The organism is Holosporales bacterium (assembly GCA_031263535.1).
Taxonomy (GTDB): Bacteria; Pseudomonadota; Alphaproteobacteria; order UBA3830; family JAIRWN01; genus JAIRWN01.
This window is the reverse complement of record JAISFO010000013.1, coordinates 1-19,348: the sequence shown is the minus strand read 5'-3', so window position 1 is coordinate 19,348 and position 19,348 is coordinate 1. Positions and strand designations below refer to the sequence as shown.

General features: G+C 44.3%; 14 protein-coding genes and 1 pseudogene. 8 read left to right on the top strand and 7 right to left on the bottom strand.

What is annotated here, in order from left to right:
- Positions 1–769 precede the first annotated feature (769 nt).
- The gene (locus LBL30_01255; GenBank protein ID MDR1031734.1) at positions 770–1,207 is read left to right on the top strand and encodes a hypothetical protein; all 438 of its coding nucleotides are present in this window, start codon (positions 770–772) and stop codon (positions 1,205–1,207) included.
- Positions 1,208–2,088: 881 nt separating this feature from the next.
- Here the strand turns inward: LBL30_01255 and rpsP are convergent.
- The 3 genes and pseudogenes from rpsP to LBL30_01240 all read right to left on the bottom strand — a co-directional run bounded on the left by rpsP (position 2,089) and on the right by LBL30_01240 (position 6,269).
- Positions 2,089–2,406, bottom strand: coding sequence for a 30S ribosomal protein S16 (rpsP, locus tag LBL30_01250; protein ID MDR1031733.1), 318 nt, complete (start codon positions 2,404–2,406; stop codon positions 2,089–2,091).
- A 933-nt stretch (positions 2,407–3,339) separates the two neighbouring features.
- Positions 3,340–5,569, bottom strand: a pseudogene (locus LBL30_01245) (ribonucleoside triphosphate reductase).
- Positions 5,562–6,269 (bottom strand): hypothetical protein, encoded by a 708-nt coding sequence (locus tag LBL30_01240; GenBank protein ID MDR1031732.1) that lies wholly within the window; start codon positions 6,267–6,269, stop codon positions 5,562–5,564. The pseudogene LBL30_01245 and the gene LBL30_01240 overlap by 8 nt, the downstream one beginning before the upstream one ends.
- 120 nt (positions 6,270–6,389) lie before the next feature.
- On the opposite strand from LBL30_01240, the gene phaZ reads away from it, so the two are divergent.
- Positions 6,390–7,619 carry a polyhydroxyalkanoate depolymerase gene (gene phaZ / locus LBL30_01235; GenBank protein MDR1031731.1) on the top strand — a complete coding sequence of 410 codons (1,230 nt, stop codon included), beginning with the start codon at positions 6,390–6,392 and terminating at the stop codon, positions 7,617–7,619.
- Positions 7,620–7,886: 267 nt separating this feature from the next.
- Here phaZ and LBL30_01230 read toward each other — a convergent pair whose 3' ends face one another.
- Entirely contained in the window at positions 7,887–9,122 is a 1,236-nt protein-coding gene (locus LBL30_01230; GenBank protein ID MDR1031730.1) for a hypothetical protein, read from the bottom strand.
- Positions 9,123–9,567: 445 nt separating this feature from the next.
- On the opposite strand from LBL30_01230, the gene thrS reads away from it, so the two are divergent.
- Positions 9,568–11,523, top strand: a complete 1,956-nt coding sequence (gene thrS / locus LBL30_01225) for a threonine--tRNA ligase (protein ID MDR1031729.1) — start codon at positions 9,568–9,570, stop codon at positions 11,521–11,523.
- A gap of 6 nt (positions 11,524–11,529) precedes the next feature.
- Here thrS and priA read toward each other — a convergent pair whose 3' ends face one another.
- Positions 11,530–13,512, bottom strand: a complete 1,983-nt coding sequence (gene priA / locus LBL30_01220) for a primosomal protein N' (GenBank protein ID MDR1031728.1) — start codon at positions 13,510–13,512, stop codon at positions 11,530–11,532.
- Positions 13,513–13,665: 153 nt separating this feature from the next.
- On the opposite strand from priA, the gene LBL30_01215 reads away from it, so the two are divergent.
- From LBL30_01215 to LBL30_01195, 5 genes are all read left to right on the top strand, one after another.
- On the top strand, positions 13,666–14,301 hold the full coding sequence (locus tag LBL30_01215) for a phosphatidate cytidylyltransferase (GenBank protein MDR1031727.1): 636 nt from the start codon (positions 13,666–13,668) through the stop codon (positions 14,299–14,301).
- A 161-nt stretch (positions 14,302–14,462) separates the two neighbouring features.
- Positions 14,463–15,728 (top strand): transcription termination factor Rho, encoded by a 1,266-nt coding sequence (gene rho, locus LBL30_01210; GenBank protein ID MDR1031726.1) that lies wholly within the window; start codon positions 14,463–14,465, stop codon positions 15,726–15,728.
- 16 nt (positions 15,729–15,744) lie between these two features.
- Positions 15,745–15,948, top strand: a complete 204-nt coding sequence (locus LBL30_01205; protein ID MDR1031725.1) for a Trm112 family protein — start codon at positions 15,745–15,747, stop codon at positions 15,946–15,948.
- A gap of 32 nt (positions 15,949–15,980) precedes the next feature.
- A protein-coding gene (prfB, locus tag LBL30_01200; protein ID MDR1031724.1) for a peptide chain release factor 2 occupies positions 15,981–17,079 on the top strand; the annotation gives its coding sequence in 2 pieces (ribosomal slippage) (positions 15,981–16,049 and positions 16,051–17,079; 1,098 coding nt in all).
- A gap of 313 nt (positions 17,080–17,392) precedes the next feature.
- A complete protein-coding gene (locus tag LBL30_01195) occupies positions 17,393–17,599 on the top strand; it encodes a hypothetical protein (protein MDR1031723.1) in 207 nt (68 codons plus the stop codon).
- Between the two features lie 186 nt (positions 17,600–17,785).
- Here LBL30_01195 and LBL30_01190 read toward each other — a convergent pair whose 3' ends face one another.
- The gene (locus LBL30_01190; protein ID MDR1031722.1) at positions 17,786–18,655 is read right to left on the bottom strand and encodes a hypothetical protein; all 870 of its coding nucleotides are present in this window, start codon (positions 18,653–18,655) and stop codon (positions 17,786–17,788) included.
- A 333-nt stretch (positions 18,656–18,988) separates the two neighbouring features.
- The coding region (locus LBL30_01185) for a hypothetical protein (protein MDR1031721.1) at positions 18,989–19,348 on the bottom strand (360 nt) is incomplete at its 5' end.

Genomic DNA, 19,348 nt, shown 5'->3' with positions numbered 1-19,348 from the left:
ACGTCATTAGCAAAATATGTATGCAAGAGGCTTGGCTAAGCTGTTGTCAGCAAATTGCCAACCAAATCCATAATCTGTTGCTTAACTACCGCAGAAGCATAGCTTTCCTTGACATAGTTGTAAACGTTAGATGCGAGAGTTAGCCTTAAGCCCGAATCTTCGGCAAGACGAATGATTGCTTTAGCAAGCGCGCCAGGGGTTCATAAATTAGGTTTACTGTGAGGCATAATAATAGCACAAATCAATCTATGTTTTCATTTTGTACCATTAGTAAGGTAGTTTGGAGCGTAGAGTAAACTTTCCCTTTCATCAAAGAAAACTAACGCTAAAAAAGCACGACACAAGTTGTGCCTGGTAATGCCAAACTATTAAAAATCTTCTAGCAGTTTTTAGAAATCATATCCACCGCCCATGCCGCCCATATCGGATGCGCCAGAGGCCGTTGGCTACTTTGGCTCTGGACGCTCGGCAACCATGCACTAAGTTGTTGCTATTAGCCCTACAACCGAAGCAACACTCTGCAGAGTGATTCTTATGACCATCGTTTGAGGTAAGTATTTATGCAGCCAACATTCTGTAGAACGTTATCCTTGATTATCCATCTGAACAAAGGATGTTTTGCCTTTTTGGTTAGGCAATTGTCTTTTACACATTTTATTATTAAAATTTTAACAAAAATAATATACGATTATAATTAAGTCGATAGTGGCTCTAAGGTGAATCTGGGCCAGGGTGGCTTAGAACTTAGTTGTTTAAGAGGAAAAATTATATGTCTAAGGAAAAGTTGAGTTTTAATAAGTTGGCAGCCTCCGGTGCAGTAGTCGCAGGATGCCTTGGGTATTGTGGGATTGTAGGATTAGGTATAACAGCGCTGTCGGCAAGTGATGCGTGGGCTATAGTTATGGATATAAATCATCCTATGGCTAAAGCTGCTAGCTCTTGTATTAACCATAAGCCGATTGATCCTGTTTATGATCATGTTGCCAGCTTGATTAAGATACATAAACAGCTGTCTCCTGCATCGAGGACAGCTCTCGAAAATGCCATGGCGGTTTCCACTCCGCCAAGATATCCAGGCGACATTATAAGTAACGGCAACTATCCAGGTCTGGATCACGAGCTTAGAACCTTGGGTGAGCAAACACGACAAAGAGCTGCTGATGCCATAGGCGCAATTGCCGACCATGCGTCTTCACATTGGAATTAGCAATGGAGGGGGGGGGCCTTCGACCTCCGCGCCGAAGTCTTAGCGACGTAGCATTAGGCTTTGCTGCAGTAGATGTTTTTGAGATTTTGCCTCTACGTTATCTTCCCTTGACAAGCTAAACAATACTTGGATCTTGCCCAGCTTGGGCTTGTTGACGCAAGGCCTCGCAGGCACTAGCCTGCTCGATTACCGATTCTACGAATCGAGTTCTTTCTAAATGAGAATCATCGCCTAATCTGAAATTGCAAAGTTTGTCCAAACGAAGGTTTGACTTATAAATAAAGCTTGCCAATTCTATGAACTGAATGATCGAGCTGAAAACATATCTATGCCTCCTTTTTAGCCAAATTGAAAATATTAGATATTTGTATTATCAAATGTATACGTTTGGCTAATCCGCCGAGCAGGCTGTATTTATGCCTGCGAGTTGCGGCTCCTGCTGCATCATATAAAAACTACAGCTAAGCATACTTAAATGTTTATAAAGCTGAGATGAACTAGTATTACATCCATCGAAGAGGTCCTTTCGACCTCCGAGCCGTCGCTTCAGCGACGTACAGCTGAATTTCTTACTTAATTTGCTCAGATATTCTAGAAATGGTGATGATTTATTTTTACTCATATTACCCTCCACTGACGAAACTGCTTTAAGTTGATAGAATTTGTCTGATGTAGAAATACATCCATCGAGCAAGCCTCTGTATGCGCCTGCGAGCCGCAGCTTCTGCTGCGTATTATTAAGCTTTGCCGATGCAGAGACTTTTAAGATTATCACTGACTTGCTATCTATCTTTCATCTCTGCTATTCACAGCCTAAAGAAACATTGCAAGTACTTACTAGCCTATCAATAAATCGTCAATATTTAAGAAGCCTCTAATATTTAAGAAGCCTCTTTAGACGTCTCAGTCTTCTTTGATTTTGGCTTTTTGGGTGTTATCTTAGGCATAGGAGCAATGCCAGCTTTGCCCAAGAATAAAGCAACTCTATCGCTGGGCTTGGCACCATTCGAAAGCCAATACTTAAGCCTATCTTCTAGCAACGTAACACGCTTTGCGTCATTATCAGGCAACAGCGGATTATAAGACCCAACCGATTCTATAAACCTGCCATCACGGGAACAACGAGAATCTGCTACCACGACCTTATAGCACGGGACTTTTTTGGTTCCAAACCTGGCCAAACGTATTTTTACAGACATTTGTTCTTTGCACGCAAAATGAGAACGCTTATGGAATTAGTTTTTACACGAATATCACTACACAGTCAAGATAGCTAATTTAAAAGAGATTAATCGAAGATAGCTTCACGAGCATTAAATTCATAGACAGTTCCATATCTTGGCGGCGTTTTGCAACCTTTAACTGTTGATATAATCATCAGCCTAGTAGACTATAATTGAGTAGTTATACTTGCGCGCCACAAAAACACCCCCCCCGACTAGCCATATAATCAATATTAAGCTCCTTAAGTCAAAGTCTAAACCAACCTCTCTCTCAACTAACTCAGATTGAATTGCCACTGCCATTTGTAAGGAATGGTATGTGCGAGGGTCTGTCTAGTACTGCGATACATTGTTAAAGATGCGTTAATTCAAAAAGTCGCAACGGTCTGCTTGGCGAGTGTAATACTGCATCATCGCAGCTTGATAACCATCTAAGCAAGTTTGGCGGCCAGTCTGATATGGCGCGCCAAGGCTGCGGCTCGCAAGCGCATACGCAGGTTTGCTCGATGGATATAATACTGAGCCAGCGCAGTTTTCTGAATGCCCAAGGTGGCTTAGAAGCTCAAAGAATTTCCTAATTAAAAATAACAGTAAGCAATTAAGGGACAATCCAGCACCTGTCATTAATTCTAAAAGAGAGGCAGTTCAGTTCGCAGAACTGACAATCGAGGAACCCAGCAAGGCTTGCGAGCCTTGCGTCAGTAAGCCCAAGCTGGGAGAGAGTAATCTGACTAATACTTAAAGACATCCTTAAAACAACAACCCGCCCTTACTGTTCTAAGAACGGCAAAAGGCGGGTTGTCACCAGATTTTTATGATAATTACGATTCTGTAAATCGAGTTCTTTCTAAACAGAAAACCATCGCCTAATCATAAAACTATTAAGCTTATTTAATCTGGCGTGAGCTTTTACTTTTCTGCGAAGCAGACTCTTTCGGCCTGTTCGCTTTTCTTACCGCAGTTAAACTCGCTTACAGGACGATAATATCCCATAACCCTAGTCCACATCTCACAAGGCTGCCTTTCCTCATCCCTCAAAGCACAACCTTCACAGCAATTAACACAACCAGCTTTATTTTCAGTCATAATTCACTACTCCCTAAAATTAACACAACTAAATCGGCTTACTGTTCAGTCTGCCAGACAAAATTTCTTCATCACAATGCGGACAGAACTTATACTCACCCGTCATATACCCATGCTTTGGACACACAGAAAACGACGGCGTGATCGTGATATACGGTAACTTATAGTTTGTTAATATTTTCTTAACAAGCTCTTTGCATGCAGCCGACGAGGAAACCCTTTCCTTCATATAAACATGCAAAACAGTCCCGCCCGTATATTTTCGCTGTAAATCACTTTGGTTGTCAAGAGCTTCAAAAACATCATCCGTAGCGCTTGCCGGAAGCTGTGATGAATTTGTATAATATGGCGCACCGAACCCTTCCCCAGCCTGTATTATATCGGCAAACCGCTTCTTGTCCTCTTTTGCAAAACGATAAGTGCATCCTTCGGCTGGCGTAGCTTCAAGGTTATACATTGTTCCAGTTTCGGTTTGAAACTCGATCAGCTTGCTCCTAGCAAAATCAAGAACCCTATGCGCCAAGGCCAAGCCGTCCTTAGTGAAAACATTCTCTTTATCGTCCGTGAAGTTACGAATCATCTCGTTTATGCCATTCACCCCGATAGTAGAGAAATGATTTTTGAATGTGCCCAAGTACCTTTTGGTAAAAGGAAACAGCCCCCCATCCATATATCTTTGGACAACTTTTCGCTTTATTTCCAAACTTACCTTCGCAAGCTCCATAAGCTCAGACAAACGGTTAAGCATTCCAGCCTCATCGCCCTTATGCAAGTACCCCAACCTAGCGCAGTTGATGGTGACCACGCCGACAGAGCCGGTTTGCTCGGCAGAGCCAAACAAGCTGTTACCACGCTTCAGCAGCTCGCGCAGATCAAGTTGCAGCCTGCAGCACATACTTCTTATCATATTTGGCTTTAGGTCCGAGTTTATAAAGTTTTGGAAGTAGGGCGAGCCGTACTTGGCCGTCATCTCAAACAGCAAATCGGCAATCTCACTGTCCCAGGGAAAATCTGACGTAACGTTATAGGTCGGTATAGGAAACGTGAAAACGCGGCCTTTTGCATCGCCAGCAATCATGGTTTCGATATATGCCTTGTTGATCATGTCCATTTCTTTTTGGAGCTCGCCGTACTTGAAATCGACCTCTTTACCGCCAATCAACGGCACTTGATCCTTAATGTCATCCGGGCAAACCAAGTCAAACGTTAGGTTGGTAAATGGCGTCTGAGTTCCCCACCTTGACGGAACATTAAGGTTGTACACCAATTCCTGAATTCCTTGGCGAACTTGTTCATAAGATAAATTATCAATACGAATAAATGGCGCCAAATAAGTGTCGGCTGAGCTGAACGCCTGAGCCCCAGCCCATTCATTCTGAAGCGTTCCAAGGAAATTAACCATCTGACCAATCGCAGCAGAGAGATGTTTAGGCGGATTGGCTTCTGCCTTGCCTGGCACGCCATTAAATCCTTCATTCAGCAAACTTCTTAAAGACCAGCCGGCACAATATCCAGACAACATGTCTAGGTCGTGGATATGGACGCTGCCATCCTTATGAGCGGCCGAAACTTCCTCAGGATATACTTGGTTTAACCAATAGTTTGCGACAACCTTGCCAGATACATTAAGGATTAAGCCACCAAGCGAATAGCCTTGATTAGCATTGGCCTGCACGCGCCAATCAAGCTTATCTACATATTCATTCACCGAAGCAACCGCGTCGACCATAGCCCGTTTGTCCTGACGCAGCCTTTTGTGCTGTTCACGATAAACTATGTAAGCTCTGGCTGTTTTGAAGTGATTAGAGGATATCAGCGTCTGTTCGACGATATCCTGAACCTCTTCGATAGAAGGATACCTTTTTTCGAAGCGCACATCGATCACCTTCATGACCAACGTGGTTAAAAGGCTGGCTTCGTTTTCATCGAACTCTTTTGTTGCCGCGCCAGCTTTGACGATCGCCTTTAGAATTCTATCCCTCTCAAACGGAATAGATGAGCCGTCTCTTTTGACAATATAGCCTGGGGATTTTTGTATATTTAACTTAATCAAGTAGGTGTTTCCTTAAACAAATTTTATGGGAGGAGTCTGTAAACACCCTACCACTTCTGTACCACACTATCAATCTGATTTTTTTAATCTCTTCTAATTTCAAAAGTCGATCCCGGACCGACAGCGATTCAAGGAAAAATTCTTGCATATACATGTCTTTTCTTTTGCTAAGACGGCACACCTCTATACCATCGCTGGTTTCCATGACTATATTGGACCCAACAAAAGACTCTATATCCTCAAGCGGCACTGGCACAGTTCCCACATAGCCGCCTAAGTCGTAGATAGGCTCCATCTTGCGGCTAGATACAACGTAGACAATGCCGCCAGGGTTGGTCTCGGCAAAATACTTTGCTTCAAGTATGGGGGCAATGCGATTCAGTGGATCAATATTGGCCTTGCGTCGCTTAAATCTGTTGCTTTTTTTTATTGGCTTTTGCCCTAAAGCAGGCTCAGGACCATTGCCATGCAGCAGCCAATTTGACTCAAAATACACCCCGAGTTTAGCAAAAATATCAACCAGGCGCTCAGACGTTTTCTGATTAATGCAAATGCCCCCATCTATCCAAGCACTAACTACAAATTCTGGGATCCTAAATTGGGCAGAAATCTGATGCGCCGATGTTTTAGCAAGCTCAACTAGCTTTTTAAATCTGGCGACTGTAGCCGGATCATCTTTCTGATTTTTGCAAATTGACATAACAATACCCCTTTATATTTAGGACGCTACCACAAAAATAATCGATCTCTATTTGTCAAATTAGCTGTTTATTAACTACGATATGCTTTCATATAAGTATATAAGATAATCGTCACCAAGTTGATATATCAATTAAAAAAACTGCAAGCGGAATTAATTAAGCCGATAAGAACCGCCGCCGGCGTGCTGGGGCGGGCTTTGCCCTTGCTGCCGGAAAAGCAACTGCGCAAACCGCAGGTATCAGGCACGCTTGGTTTGCTTGACATTTTTGCTAGGGTTACGCGAGAGATCAAAAAACCCGCATTTAACATAACCAAGACGGTTATTGAATCCCAAGAGTACACTGTAACTGAGGAAATAGCCCTCGCGCGACCGTTCGGCAATCTTTTACACTTTAAAGTCCAAGGAATGAAAAATCGCAGGCCAAAGGTGCTTATCATCGCGCCGATTTCTGGGCATTTTGCTAGTCTTCTGCGTGACACTGTGAAGCGCATGTTGGTGGATCACAATGTGTACATAACTGACTGGATAAGCGCCAATATGGTTCCGTTAAGCTTGGGTACATTCGATTTAGATGAATATAATTCCTATATCATAAGCTTTTTGCAAAAAATGGGGCCGGGGGCGCACGTAATGGCGGTGTGTCAGCCTGTTGTCCAGGGCTTAGCTGTGTGCGCGATTATGAGCGCAGCAAACGATCCTTGCGCGCCGGCTTCACTCACCCTAATGGGCGGGCCGGTGGATCCCAGAAGAAACCCAACAATGGTCAACAGGTTCGCCGAGTCATTCTCTATCGAATGGTTTAAAAACAATCTTATACAGATTGTGCCCGCTGGATTTCCGGGCGTAGGACGACGAGTTTACCCTGGTTTTATCCAGATTATGGCCTTTATCAGTATGAATCCGCACAAGCACTTTGATGCACATATGCAGTATTTGGTCGATTGTATTGAAGGAAATGACAAGGGACAGATAAAACATCGCGAGTTTTATGATGAGTACCTGACGCCCATGGATATGGACGCCAATTTCTTTATAGAAACCGTCGATAAAGTTTTTAAGAAGTACGAATTTGCTCGCGGTATTATGAAATACAAAGGCAAGTTAATAGATCCCAAGAAGATAACCAAAACTGCACTTCTGACAGTGGAGGGAGAGCGCGATGATATATCGGCGCTTGGCCAGACGTACGCGGCTCATGATCTGTGCCCTAATATACCGGCTAAAAACAAACAGTCTTTTGTGCAGCCTGGCGTAGGTCACTATGGCGTATTTTCCGGCAGCAAATGGCGCGGCATTATCGCCCCAGTGATAACTGAGTTCATCCGTAAACACGACAAGTCGTGTTGATCTAAACCGCCTTTAGAATCTAGTTTAATCAAAGCGAATGCCTAAAGCAGAGGCTGATAACTGAGGGTATAGAGATCTTCAATAATGCAGCAATAAAACTACGGCGAACTTCGCATTTCTAACTCTGGCTTTCTCTTAGGCCCTTGCAAGCTAGTATCTACGTGCTGGAAATTCAGTTGTAAATGAAATCCGCCTAAAGAAGTGTAAGTAAAAAAAACACCTACTGAATACAGCGGGTGGTTAGTTTTCAGGTTATCAATATTTTAATTACTCCCCTCCGCCGTATACGATTCTCGGATCGTAATTACGAAATGTATCATTAAGCGTTCCTCCCATCTGCCAATGCGTTCCATCTTGGCTAATCATCGTCCAATGACGCTGCAGATTTTCAGTTGCCTGCTTATTAGCTCTAAAATAACAACATCCTGTTGCGACAAATTCACCGTTGCCAAAAGCAATCGACGTTAACCTATTCCAATTATAACAATGATGACCTGGATCAATCATCGGGCTTTGTGTCCAATTAATCCCGTCTTCGCTGACTGCTGTTTCTTGACCGCCCACTACGACAAATTTACCATTGCCAAAGGCGATTTCTCTTTGCATATTCATACTTCCTTTATTAACTAAAGGCTTCAGCAGTATTTGTTCCCAACTAATCCCGTCTCTGCCGGTTAATATTATATGGGAGTCTACATAACAAGATTCGAGAGAAAAATCCCCTTCGAAGGAAATTAAACGTAATTTTTGCATTCCGATAGCAACAAATATCCCATTACCAAAAATAATTTTATCAATGTGATCACAATCTGAATCAGCAATGATAGGCAAACTATGCGATGTCCAGTCGAATCCATTTGGGCTGGTTAAGAAGACTCTGTTGTTATGCCCTGATATAATAAACCGTCCTGCTCCGTAAACGCTTCCCCATAGGATACCTTGAAAGTCTATATCACCTAATTCAACTCGCTTCCAATCACCAATTCCAGTCTGGCTAATAAAGACTGCACATCTTTTCTTGCCGGAAACTAATCCTGCCACAACAAACATGCCATTTCCGTTCTGGTCATATCCATAAGTGATTGTATGAGGGTGTTCTGCTTCAAGGGCCGGAAGCCGTTGTTGCGTCCAATTTATTCCATTTGGGCTTGTGAAGATTACGCCATTATGTAGTTGATGAGGATAATGTACATAGCCTGTTCCCACTGCAACAAACAGCCCTCCTCCATAAGCGACTGCTTCAATATCTACATTTACAGTTCCAGGGTAAGGTGCCCCCTCCCCCTTTGCAACTACACACTCGCCCCAGTCTTTTGACTGCCAGTGGCGTCCTCTACCTAAACTTATCATTAATGCATTGCCTTCAAATCCTGACCAAATGAATCGGCCGTGACGTGGGGCAGCATCTTCTGCCTCTGGTGAAGACGGAACAAGCGCAGCGTTAGAATCAGATACAATCAGCCCTGCCGACAAGCAAAGTATACTTTTCAAAAAACGATTCATTTTTATCTCCTTAAAAAACAACTAAGGGTGAGTATAAATAAAAATCCTTTTTAGTTGATGATTTTTTTAATCTGATGACATTTTTTTACTTTTCCGGCTGAAAACCAAGGCTTGGTTCGTATAAAATACACTGCATAAAATAATTCGCGCCGATGCACTTTCGTGAAGGGTTGGCAAGCGAAGGTATGGCATTTAAATTTTTATTGTCAATTGGGGGAGGGGCGGAAACATGCTTGGTAGAGCCTCACAATTCAGTACTATCTTACAAGCCCCACCTAGAAAACAACTAAACGCTACAATGAAAGTTTGAAATGTTCAGGCTTTCTGTGGCCACTACATTATTGAGAGCCTCTATACCTTCAGTTATCAGTCCCAAAAAGCATTTCTGCTGTACTGAATGCGGCGGCTTTGATAGATTAACTCGCACTGATCGTGGAGCTAGAAGATGAAAGTGTTTCTTCCTGACGGAAGGTGTGAGTGCTTTGCTGATGGGGTTTCTGGAAGCAGAATAGCAGAGATGCTGCCGCTTCGCGCCAACGCTTTAGCTGTTGAGGTTGACGGCACGGCGTTTGATTTGGCCCATATCATCACTGAAGATACACGTGTCATTACGGACTGCGAAGGTGATTGCGCTCACGCTGATTCGACTGCACAGAAGTTACATTTTATCACATCGGACAGCCCAAAAGGCCTTGAGCTTATTCGCCATAGTTGCGCTCATCTGTTGGCATCTGCTGTAAAAGAGCTGTATCCAGAAGCTAAAGTTGCCATTGGCCCGGCCATAAATGACGGATTTTATTACGACTTTTACAGCAAAGAGCCGTTTACCCCGGAAACTATCGAGCTGATCGAGGCTCGTATGCATGAGATACTTAAACGCAAGGCCCCGTTCGTTAGGCAAGAGCTGAGTCGCAAAGAAGCCGTCGATTTATTTAAAAAGCAAAATGAGGACTTTAAGATTGAGCTTATTAACGACCTGCCCTTAGATGCGGTCATATCTACATACAGCCACGGCGACTTTACAGACTTGTGTCGCGGGCCACATGTACCGGTCGCTGGGGACATTCTAAGCCATTTTAAGCTGACAAAGGTATCTGGCGCTTATTGGCGCGGAGATTCCTCTAAACCCATGCTGCAAAGGATATATGGTACAGCCTGGGCGACCAAAGCCGCGCTTGACCTGTATGTTAAGCGCCTTGAAGAAGCCGAAGCCCGAGATCACCACAAGCTTGGCCGTGAAATGGACCTTTTCCATATACAAGAAGAGGCTGTGGGGTCGATCTTCTGGCATCCGAACGGATGTACTTTGTTCAGGCTTTTAGAGGATTTTATACGTAAGCGCATCACCAGGCACGGATACAAAGAGGTCAAAACACCGCATCTGATAGACCGCTCGCTGTGGGAGAAATCCGGCCATTGGGAGAAATACCGCGACGCAATGTTTATAGCGGAATCCGAAAAGCGTGTTCTGGCCGTAAAGCCGATGAACTGCCCAGGGCATATACAAATATTCAATCAAGGCCTAAGAAGCTATCGCCAATTGCCGTACAGGGTTGCCGAATTTGGCGTGTGCCACCGGAATGAGCCATCTGGCTCACTTTATGGCCTTATGCGTGTGCGATCCTTCGTGCAAGACGATGGCCATATATTCTGTACGATCGAGCAGATAGCCAGTGAAGTCCAGGATTTTTGCGATTTATTGATGTCTGTCTATAAAGATCTTGGCTTTAATGAGATTTTTATAAAATTTGCCGACAGGCCTAAGGTGCGCGCTGGCGATGATGCAACCTGGGATACGGCAGAAAAGGCGCTTAAGGACGCCATAAAGGGAACAGGACTTGATTTTGAATACAGCCCTGGAGAGGGGGCGTTCTATGGGCCAAAGATTGAGTTTGGTTTGAACGATGCTTTAGGTCGCTATTGGCAATGCGGAACTTTGCAGATGGACATGGTTTTGCCAGAGAGGCTTTCCGTAGAGTATATGGGTGAAGACGGCAACAGGCACAGACCGATAATGTTGCATCGGGCTATTCTCGGGTCTTTAGAGCGGTTTATCGGTATTCTGCTGGAACATTATGCTGGCAAGCTTCCAAAGTGGCTTATGCCGGTGCAGGCGATGATTATTCCGGTGATGACTGATACTAACGGCTATGCAGAAAAAGTCGCACAAGTACTGCAAGACCGTGGCATCAGGTGTCAGGCTGACCTGCGTTCGGAAAGCGCAAAATACAAAATACGTGAGCATTCTGTCGCAAAAATCCCGCTTATGGTTATGCTTGGGCCAAAGGAAGAGGAAAATCAGGCGATAACTACCAGATGGCTTGGCGACAACGATAATCAAAAGACTTTGTCTTTGAAGGAAGCTGAGCAGGAACTTGTCGCCGCATTCAAAGCGCCATAAGGCACATCAAAACCAAAGGTTATATGGATCAATGTCTATGGTTAGCCTTATAGATGATGGAACTTTTGTGGCTTTAAGCCAGGCCCTTATGTATGACTGTATGTCATAGTGCCTGACCGCGCGCAGCAAAATGCGCCAACGATTACGACCTTGCAGCCTGGCCATAGCCGCAGGAGCTGGGCCAAGTATTTGCAAAGATGAAGCCTTTGCGTTGGCCGAAGGCGTGGATGCGACTATCTTTTTCGCGAATTCCTCAACTTGTTTTGCGTCGTTTGACGACATAATAATTGCAGCAAGTCTGGCATATGGTGGAAGTTGGCTGACTTTGCGGCTGTGCATTTCCAGCCTAAAAAACTCTTCGCTGTTGTATTCCTTAAGCGCCTTAAAAAGGGGGGTGTCAGGGCTGTAGGTCTGAAGCAGTACTTTACCGCGTACTTGGGCCCGGCCTGCGCGACCAGACACTTGTTGAATGGCCTGGTAAGTTTGCTCTGAAGCGCGGGGATCGCTTCCCATAAGGCCAGCATCGGCGTCAATCACGCCAACCAAAGATATATCCGGAAAATGATGGCCTTTTGAGAAAATTTGCGTGCCAACTATAACATCGCAGCGATGGTTTACGATGTCGTCGTAAAGCTGTTGCATTCTTTGAACTGTTGGCACGGTGTCGGATGATGCAACGACAATTCTGGCAGAAGGAAGTTTATCGGCAAGCTCTCGCTGAATACGCTCAACCCCAGCGCCAAAGGCAAACAAGCCGTCCTCACCGCACTGTGGGCACAATGATGGCTTTGGCAATTGATGCCCGCAGTAGTGACACGTCAGGATTTTGTAATTTTTATGTTCTACCAGCCAGCTGGTGCAGTTCGGACACTGAATGCGACGGCCGCACTTGTTGCATAAGGTAATCGGCGCGAATCCTCGCCTGTTTATGTATAAAAGCGCCTGTCTGTTCAGGCCAATTGCGGCTTTAATTTCAGACAGAAGTACGTCCGAGATATACTCATTTCCCTTGCAGCCGAAGCCGCGCATATTGACAATATCTATCTCTGGCATTTGAACTTTTGAAAACCTAATCGGCAACTGCAGCTTTGTATATTTACCGATCAAACAGTTGTTGACGGTTTCTACAGAAGGCGTGGCCGACGACAATACCGCTGGTATCCCAAGGATCTTGGCCCTAAGAACGGCCATATCGCGGGCGTTATATATTGTGCCTTCTTCCTGTTTGTACGAGGGGTCATGCTCTTCATCCACTACGATAAGGCCTAAATTACTGAAAGGGAGGAACAGGCCCGACCGAGCGGCAATTGTTATGCCGACTTCGCCGTTCAGCGCCTTTAACCAAGTATTTCTTCTGTTTTTCGGCGTAACGGATGAATGCCAGATAAGCGGCGGTATGCCAAAATACTTTTTCAGCCTGTCGACCATTTGAGGGGTAAGCGAGATTTCTGGCAGCAAAATCAAACACTGTCTACCTTTAGTCAACGCATACTCACATACCTTAAGATAGGTCTCTGTCTTACCCGAACCCGTTACACCGTCTAAGCAAAACGTAGCGAACTTGGCTTGATCAACGGCGCCAAAGATACAAGAAGCCGCTTTTTCCTGATCGTCCGTAAGCCGTATCTTTTCAGGAATAACAGAGGCTTCGCAGACATGGGGCTTTTGCTTGATATCTTTGAATAACGTAGATTCGCTGAGAACCATCTTCAAAACAGCCCCGCGATCTAAGATGTTGTAATCGGCAACCTTCTCAATAAATTCAAGCGTTGTTGGGGGGATGGGCGGATAGCCGTATATGCGGGATATTTCTTTGATGTTTATCAGTTCGGACGATTCTTTTACGAACCAGACAACCCCAATCGCGGTTCTTGATCCAAATGGTACTTTAACGATTTGGCCTGGCTCTATAACACCGTCCTCAGCGCAAGAGTATGTATAAAGCCTGTCTATTGGTGCCGATACCAAAACATCAAACAGCTTGGGCATTTTTATACAAAAATAAAGCGTGTTGCATACTAACTTAATTAATCGGCAAGTAAGAAATATCTAGTAGTTTATGGTTTTGCCGTGTAATAAGGCCGAGCGTATTGCAATTTTCAAAAAATGGCGGTTAAATCGCCTATCATTTTAGGGATATCGATGCATTTAAGTCAGGAGCTAAAGCAAAGAGCAATATCTGCATCGATAATTTTAGCAACGGTCGCTTGTCCAATATATTTTGGCGGGGCTTGGACGTACTTATTGTCTTTTGCGGCTGGTGCCCTATGCGTGTACGAGGTAGCATCCTGTAAACAGCAATCGGTTTACCTTATAAAAACATGCGCCGTCGCATATGTAATAATGGGAAGCGTAGCGTTCGCTTTATTACGTGATAAATGTGGCCTGTCTGTAGTCTGTTTTCTTATAATAGCGACTTGTTTTGCCGACACATTTGCCTTCCTGGGCGGCAGAGCGATAGGCGGCCCAAAGCTGTGTCCAGCCATAAGTCCTAAGAAAACTGTATCAGGCTTGCTGTGCGGAATGTTTTGTTCAATAGCTGCAAGTCACTGTTTTGCTTTATCGATGGATATAGACGGACCTTTGCGCCATGTGGCTTCATCGGTAATTCTGGCATTCACTGCAGCCATTGGAGACCTTTTTGTGTCCTTCATCAAACGTAAGCTTGGCATAAAGGATTTCAGCAACCTAATTCCAGGGCACGGTGGTTTGCTGGATAGGCTGGACAGCATGTTTTTAAGTGCGATCGTATTATATTTGATGCTGAGGTGTTGGTAGGCCAGCCTCAATAAGTTGCAATTACGACACAGTATACTAAATAAACATGCGACATATCTAATTTATATGGGGCTTATTTCATTTTTTACTTGACGTATATGGGCTTACCGGCTCATCATGGCCATACAGACTGCATTTTGTCTTAAAACAATCTAACCGTTATGCATTTACAAGAACTGAAAGCGAAAGCGCCGTTGGAGCTGCTTGCGTTTGCCGAAAGCTTACAGATAGAGAACGCCAGCTCTATGCGCAGGCAAGACTTGGTATTTGCTATCCTAAAGAAAATTGCCTCCAATGGGATAGAGATATATGGCCGAGGCGTTTTGGAAATACTTCAGGATGGGTTCGGATTTTTACGCTCGGCCGAGGCTAATTACCTGGCTGGATCGGATGATATCTATGTATCGCCATCCCAAATACGCAAGCACAGTATGAAAACCGGGGACACTGTCGAAGGGCAAATACGTGCGCCAAAGGACGGCGAGCGGTATTTTGCTTTATATAAAGCAGAGACAATTAACTTCACGTCGCCTGAAGTGGCCAGGCACAGAGTGAACTTTGATGACTTAACTCCACTTTATCCTCAGGAAAAGCTTAAACTAGAGGGCGATATTGCGTCTAAAGATAAAGACAAGGGAATAACGGCCCGTGTAATCGAAATTATAAGCCCGCTTGGCAAGGGGCAGCGCGCGTTGATAGTGGCCCCTCCGCGTACGGGAAAGACTGTCATGCTTCAAGATATTGCAAGGGCCATAACCGACAACTGCCCTGAGGTTGTGCTGATCGTCCTCTTGATAGATGAAAGGCCCGAGGAAGTAACCGATATGATCAGGTCCGTAAAGGGAGAAGTAGTAAGCTCTACCTTTGACGAGGTGGCCTCAAGGCATGTACAGGTCGCCGAAATGGTCATCGAAAAAGCCAAGCGTTTGGTTGAGCATGGCAAAGACGTTGTTATTCTGCTTGATTCCATTACAAGACTGGCGCGTGCTTATAATACCGTATGCCCATCGTCTGGAAAGGTTCTGACAGGCGGCGTTGACGCGAATGCTTTACAGCGACCGAAGCGCATCTTTGGCGCCGCGCGTAATATAGAACAAGGCGGATCGTTGACAATCATATCCACTGCGCTTATCGAAACGGGTTCTCGCATGGACGAGGTTATATTTGAAGAGTTTAAAGGAACCGGTAACTCTGAGATTGTTTTGGATCGTAAGCTGTCTGATAAAAGGATATTCCCTTCAATCGACATAACAAAATCGGGTACTCGTAAAGAAGAACTGCTGGTAGACAGGCAAGATTTGGCCAAAATGTGGATTCTCAGGCGAATTGTAACGCCTATGGGTACGGTCGACGCAATGGAGTTCTTGCTTGAAAAACTTCGTGAAACAAAGTGCAATCAGGACTTTTTCGCTTCTATGAATAATTAGGTAAGGGAGGTGTATTTTGGAAACAAGCAGCTGTAGTAAAAAGGACAAAAAGTTAGACAAGCGTTTGCTGGATATTATGGTCTGTCCTGTGACTAAAACCCCGCTTGAATACGATCAGGATCATGATGAATTGGTCAGCAAGCAGGCCAAATTGGCTTATCCGATCAGGAATGGCGTTCCTATTATGTTGGCTTCCGAGGCAAGGAAGTTGGAAGACTAAATCTGGCAACAATCGTTTATTGTAAGGTTGTTATGCAAGAAGAATATCAAAAATCTCTAAGCCATATAAAAGATACCATCGATATAGTTCGGAGGTCTCTTTGACTGGGATAAACTTAATCAGCGCCTGCAAGCGCTAAATCACAAAATCGACAACGAAAACCTTTGGGATAAGCCAGAGCAAGCTCAGGAGGTCATGCGTGAGCGCGCTCAAATTGACCAGGACATCAAGAAATGCCTGGCATTTGAGTGTGAGTATAAGGACGCTGTTACTCTGGCCGAGTTGGCCGATGAAGAGGACGATCCGGAAGCCAAGCAGGAAGCTCAAAGGATAATTACCGATCTTTACGGACGGTCCGAGGCTTACCGGTTGGAAAGCCTCTTGTCAGGCGAGGCTGACCGTAACGATTGCTTCTTGGAGATTCATGCTGGAGCAGGCGGCACTGAGGCTCAAGACTGGGCGCAAATGCTTATGCGTATGTATACAATGTGGGCAGGCGATCGCGGGTATTCTCTTGAACAAATTGAAGAAAGTCTTGGTGAAGAGGCGGGCATCAAGTCATCAACCCTAAAGATCATGGGGGCGCGGGCCTATGGCTGGCTGAAGTCTGAGTCAGGCGTACATCGGCTGGTCAGAATATCGCCATTTGACTCAAACGCAAGGCGACACACCAGTTTTGCTTCGGTTTATGTGTATCCAGTGATCGACGACAACATTGAAGTCGTGGTTGAAGAAAAAGATCTTAAAATAGATACTTACCGCGCTTCTGGTGCCGGCGGTCAGCATATAAACAAAACAGAAAGCGCCGTCAGGATCACGCATATGCCAACCGGCATTATTGTTCAGTGTCAAACCGACCGGTCTCAGCATAAAAACAAGGCTACTGCCATAAGTATGCTAAGAGCCCGCATATATGAAATGGAGCTTAGGAAGCGGGAAGAACAACAAAAGGGAATAAACTCTGCCAAGTCTGATATCGGCTGGGGACACCAAATTCGCTCTTATGTCCTGCACCCATATCAGATGGTTAAAGACCTAAGAACCAATTATGAAAAAGGCAACGCACAAGCGGTGCTTGACGGCAAGATCGACGAATTCCTCTTGTCATACTTAGGCGGGATGGAAGCTTAATTATTAAAGGACAGAATAAGCAAATAATCAGTAGCAAGCCAAAGGTGAGGTCTTAAATTCTCTACAGTGACAAGATTCAGTATACATTCTAGGCTGCAGCTCGCAGGTGTGTGCGCAAACCTGATATGGATATAATGTGGATATAACAAGGAGTTATTCCCCTATTCTTCGAATATCTGAGCAAATTAAGCAAGAAACTTAGTAATGCGTTGCCAAGTAACGACTCTGACACCTGAATGGCTTCCTCGGCGGATGCGATACTAGTTCATCGCAGTTTGATAATCATCTAAGCAGATTTGGCGGTAAATCTGATATGGCACGTGAAAATTGCGGACCGCAGGCGCATATTCAAGCTCGCTCGCTGGATATGTTCCTACATCAAGCCAAGCCTCTTAACTTAGAGTCAGTTACACCAATTGACGCTTATCTAAGCTATTCTTATTTAGACAAGATTAGCGATTTTAGACCAAGTGATAGTTTTTACTTAGATAAACTTCAGTTTGCAGAACTGATAATCTAGCAGGCTAATATCTGCGAGCCGTAACCTTGGCGCGCTAGATCAGATCTACGGCTAAGCTTACTTAAATGTTTATAAAACTGCGATGAACTAGTATTACATCTATCGAGGAAGCCGTCAAAGATTCCGAGCCTTGCATCAGCAAGCCCAAACTGAGCTAGACTTAAGTATTACTTAGGTTATAAGTAACTACAAATCCATAATAATACCGAAGCGAGTGAAGAATTTCTTGTGATAGCAGATCATAGTGTCTTCGGCAGCGTAAAATGAACTAAAACCCCACCCCGCCACAATAGCATTTGGTGTCATAGTATCTGTTCTGAACTTACTGGCAAATCTCCTCTTTAAAGTCCAAAATGCATCAAATCTAAATTTAAAACGCTCAAAGAAACTTATCTCAAATCCACAACCCAATCGGGGATTTTGAATCATCTTGCTACCCTCTGTGTTGTAAAAAAGCCTATCAATATTACGATAGACTGCCCTATTCACTGGGTTGTTTGAACCAAAAACATAATCTCCACTATCCCTAAAGTGCGGGTTTTCACCACGTCCCCTGAGGGTATTAAACTCTACTCCAGCAAGCAAATATGGAGTAAAATAATTGCCAAATTTTATACCAAGCCTGTATGACAACCCAAAAGAAAACCTCTCAAATAGATCATCTTTTTGCTTACCTCCGCGGTTTATAGTGGAGCAATCAGCTTCTAAAGACATTCGTAGCTTAAAAACTTTCATCTCTAAGCCAACTATTGCACCAGTACCGATTCCTGAGGCTTTTGTGGCCAGATTGCCGTCTACATTGCCAAGCATAATATCGTTTTGATTGAAAGGGCGAACAGGAACATTTCCTGCTGCATCAGGAACAACGGCAATTCCACTACGTCCTACCAAAAAACCGCCAGCTGGTAGAGCGCCTCCTATAGAAAAATTAGGCACGAAGTACCTTGGCTCCAGAGTAGCATTTGAGCTTGAGTAATTGCTGGTCACGCCTAGGTACAGATGTGGGCGAAAGGAATCTTTGTTCGGGCTTGAACAGCCAGATAAGAGTGTTACCAACGAGGCTAGGAATAATATCGATGCAAATTTGCCGAATCGATCATGAAGATTTGAACGACCAGCGATCTGTATGTTAGAATAGACAGTTCTTCGAACTGAACTATTTTTAAGCTAAAATCATCATTCGGTTTAAAATCGCCACAATACCTACCCCCAGCTCAGAGCTAGGCTGCCCTTCAGCACTAGTGCTAAAGAGAGAAGGGGGGGGGTATAATCTCTCTAGCTCCAGCACGCTTTGCGCCTATCATGATCATTCCACAGCGAAATATCCTTTATACTTATTCAATATTTAAAATAAATTATCAAGATAAAGCTATCAAAGTCCAGCTCGATTTATAGATCCTCTAATTCAACCGATTTATCATTTACTTCTGAAGACAAGCGTTCAATCTTACGTATGCGCTGAACCATTGCCCCTCCCTTTTCGCTAAAAGAAAATCGATATATTCCGTCTATGCCGAGGTGTGTCTGATTAATATCCGCACCTTCCTTATCGTTCTTAATTAAAAATGAAACAACATCATAGGCCGTAAGCGCAACAACCTCTGGCTCTTTCTTAAAATACCCGAAATACCCATCATGAAAATCCACACACTGCTGCTGGTCTGGCGCACAACATTGGGCGTCACGTATCAAAAGATTGTCTTTTATTAACGGATCCAAAGCCCAGCAACTAAGCCCAAATACCTGCCA

Excerpts from the sequence above, each read along its gene's own strand:
- LBL30_01255 (MDR1031734.1), top strand. The coding sequence starts at position 770 with ATGTCTAAGGAAAAGTTGAGTTTTAATAAGTTGGCAGCCTCCGGTGCA.
- LBL30_01230 (MDR1031730.1), bottom strand. The coding sequence starts at position 9,122 with ATGAATCGTTTTTTGAAAAGTATACTTTGCTTGTCGGCAGGGCTGATT.
- LBL30_01215 (MDR1031727.1), top strand. The coding sequence starts at position 13,666 with ATGCATTTAAGTCAGGAGCTAAAGCAAAGAGCAATATCTGCATCGATA.
- thrS (MDR1031729.1), top strand. The coding sequence starts at position 9,568 with ATGAAAGTGTTTCTTCCTGACGGAAGGTGTGAGTGCTTTGCTGATGGG.
- LBL30_01195 (MDR1031723.1), top strand. The coding sequence starts at position 17,393 with ATGGCACGTGAAAATTGCGGACCGCAGGCGCATATTCAAGCTCGCTCG.
- LBL30_01240 (MDR1031732.1), bottom strand. The coding sequence starts at position 6,269 with ATGTCAATTTGCAAAAATCAGAAAGATGATCCGGCTACAGTCGCCAGA.
- rpsP (MDR1031733.1), bottom strand. The coding sequence starts at position 2,406 with ATGTCTGTAAAAATACGTTTGGCCAGGTTTGGAACCAAAAAAGTCCCG.
- rho (MDR1031726.1), top strand. The coding sequence starts at position 14,463 with ATGCATTTACAAGAACTGAAAGCGAAAGCGCCGTTGGAGCTGCTTGCG.
- priA (MDR1031728.1), bottom strand. The coding sequence starts at position 13,512 with ATGCCCAAGCTGTTTGATGTTTTGGTATCGGCACCAATAGACAGGCTT.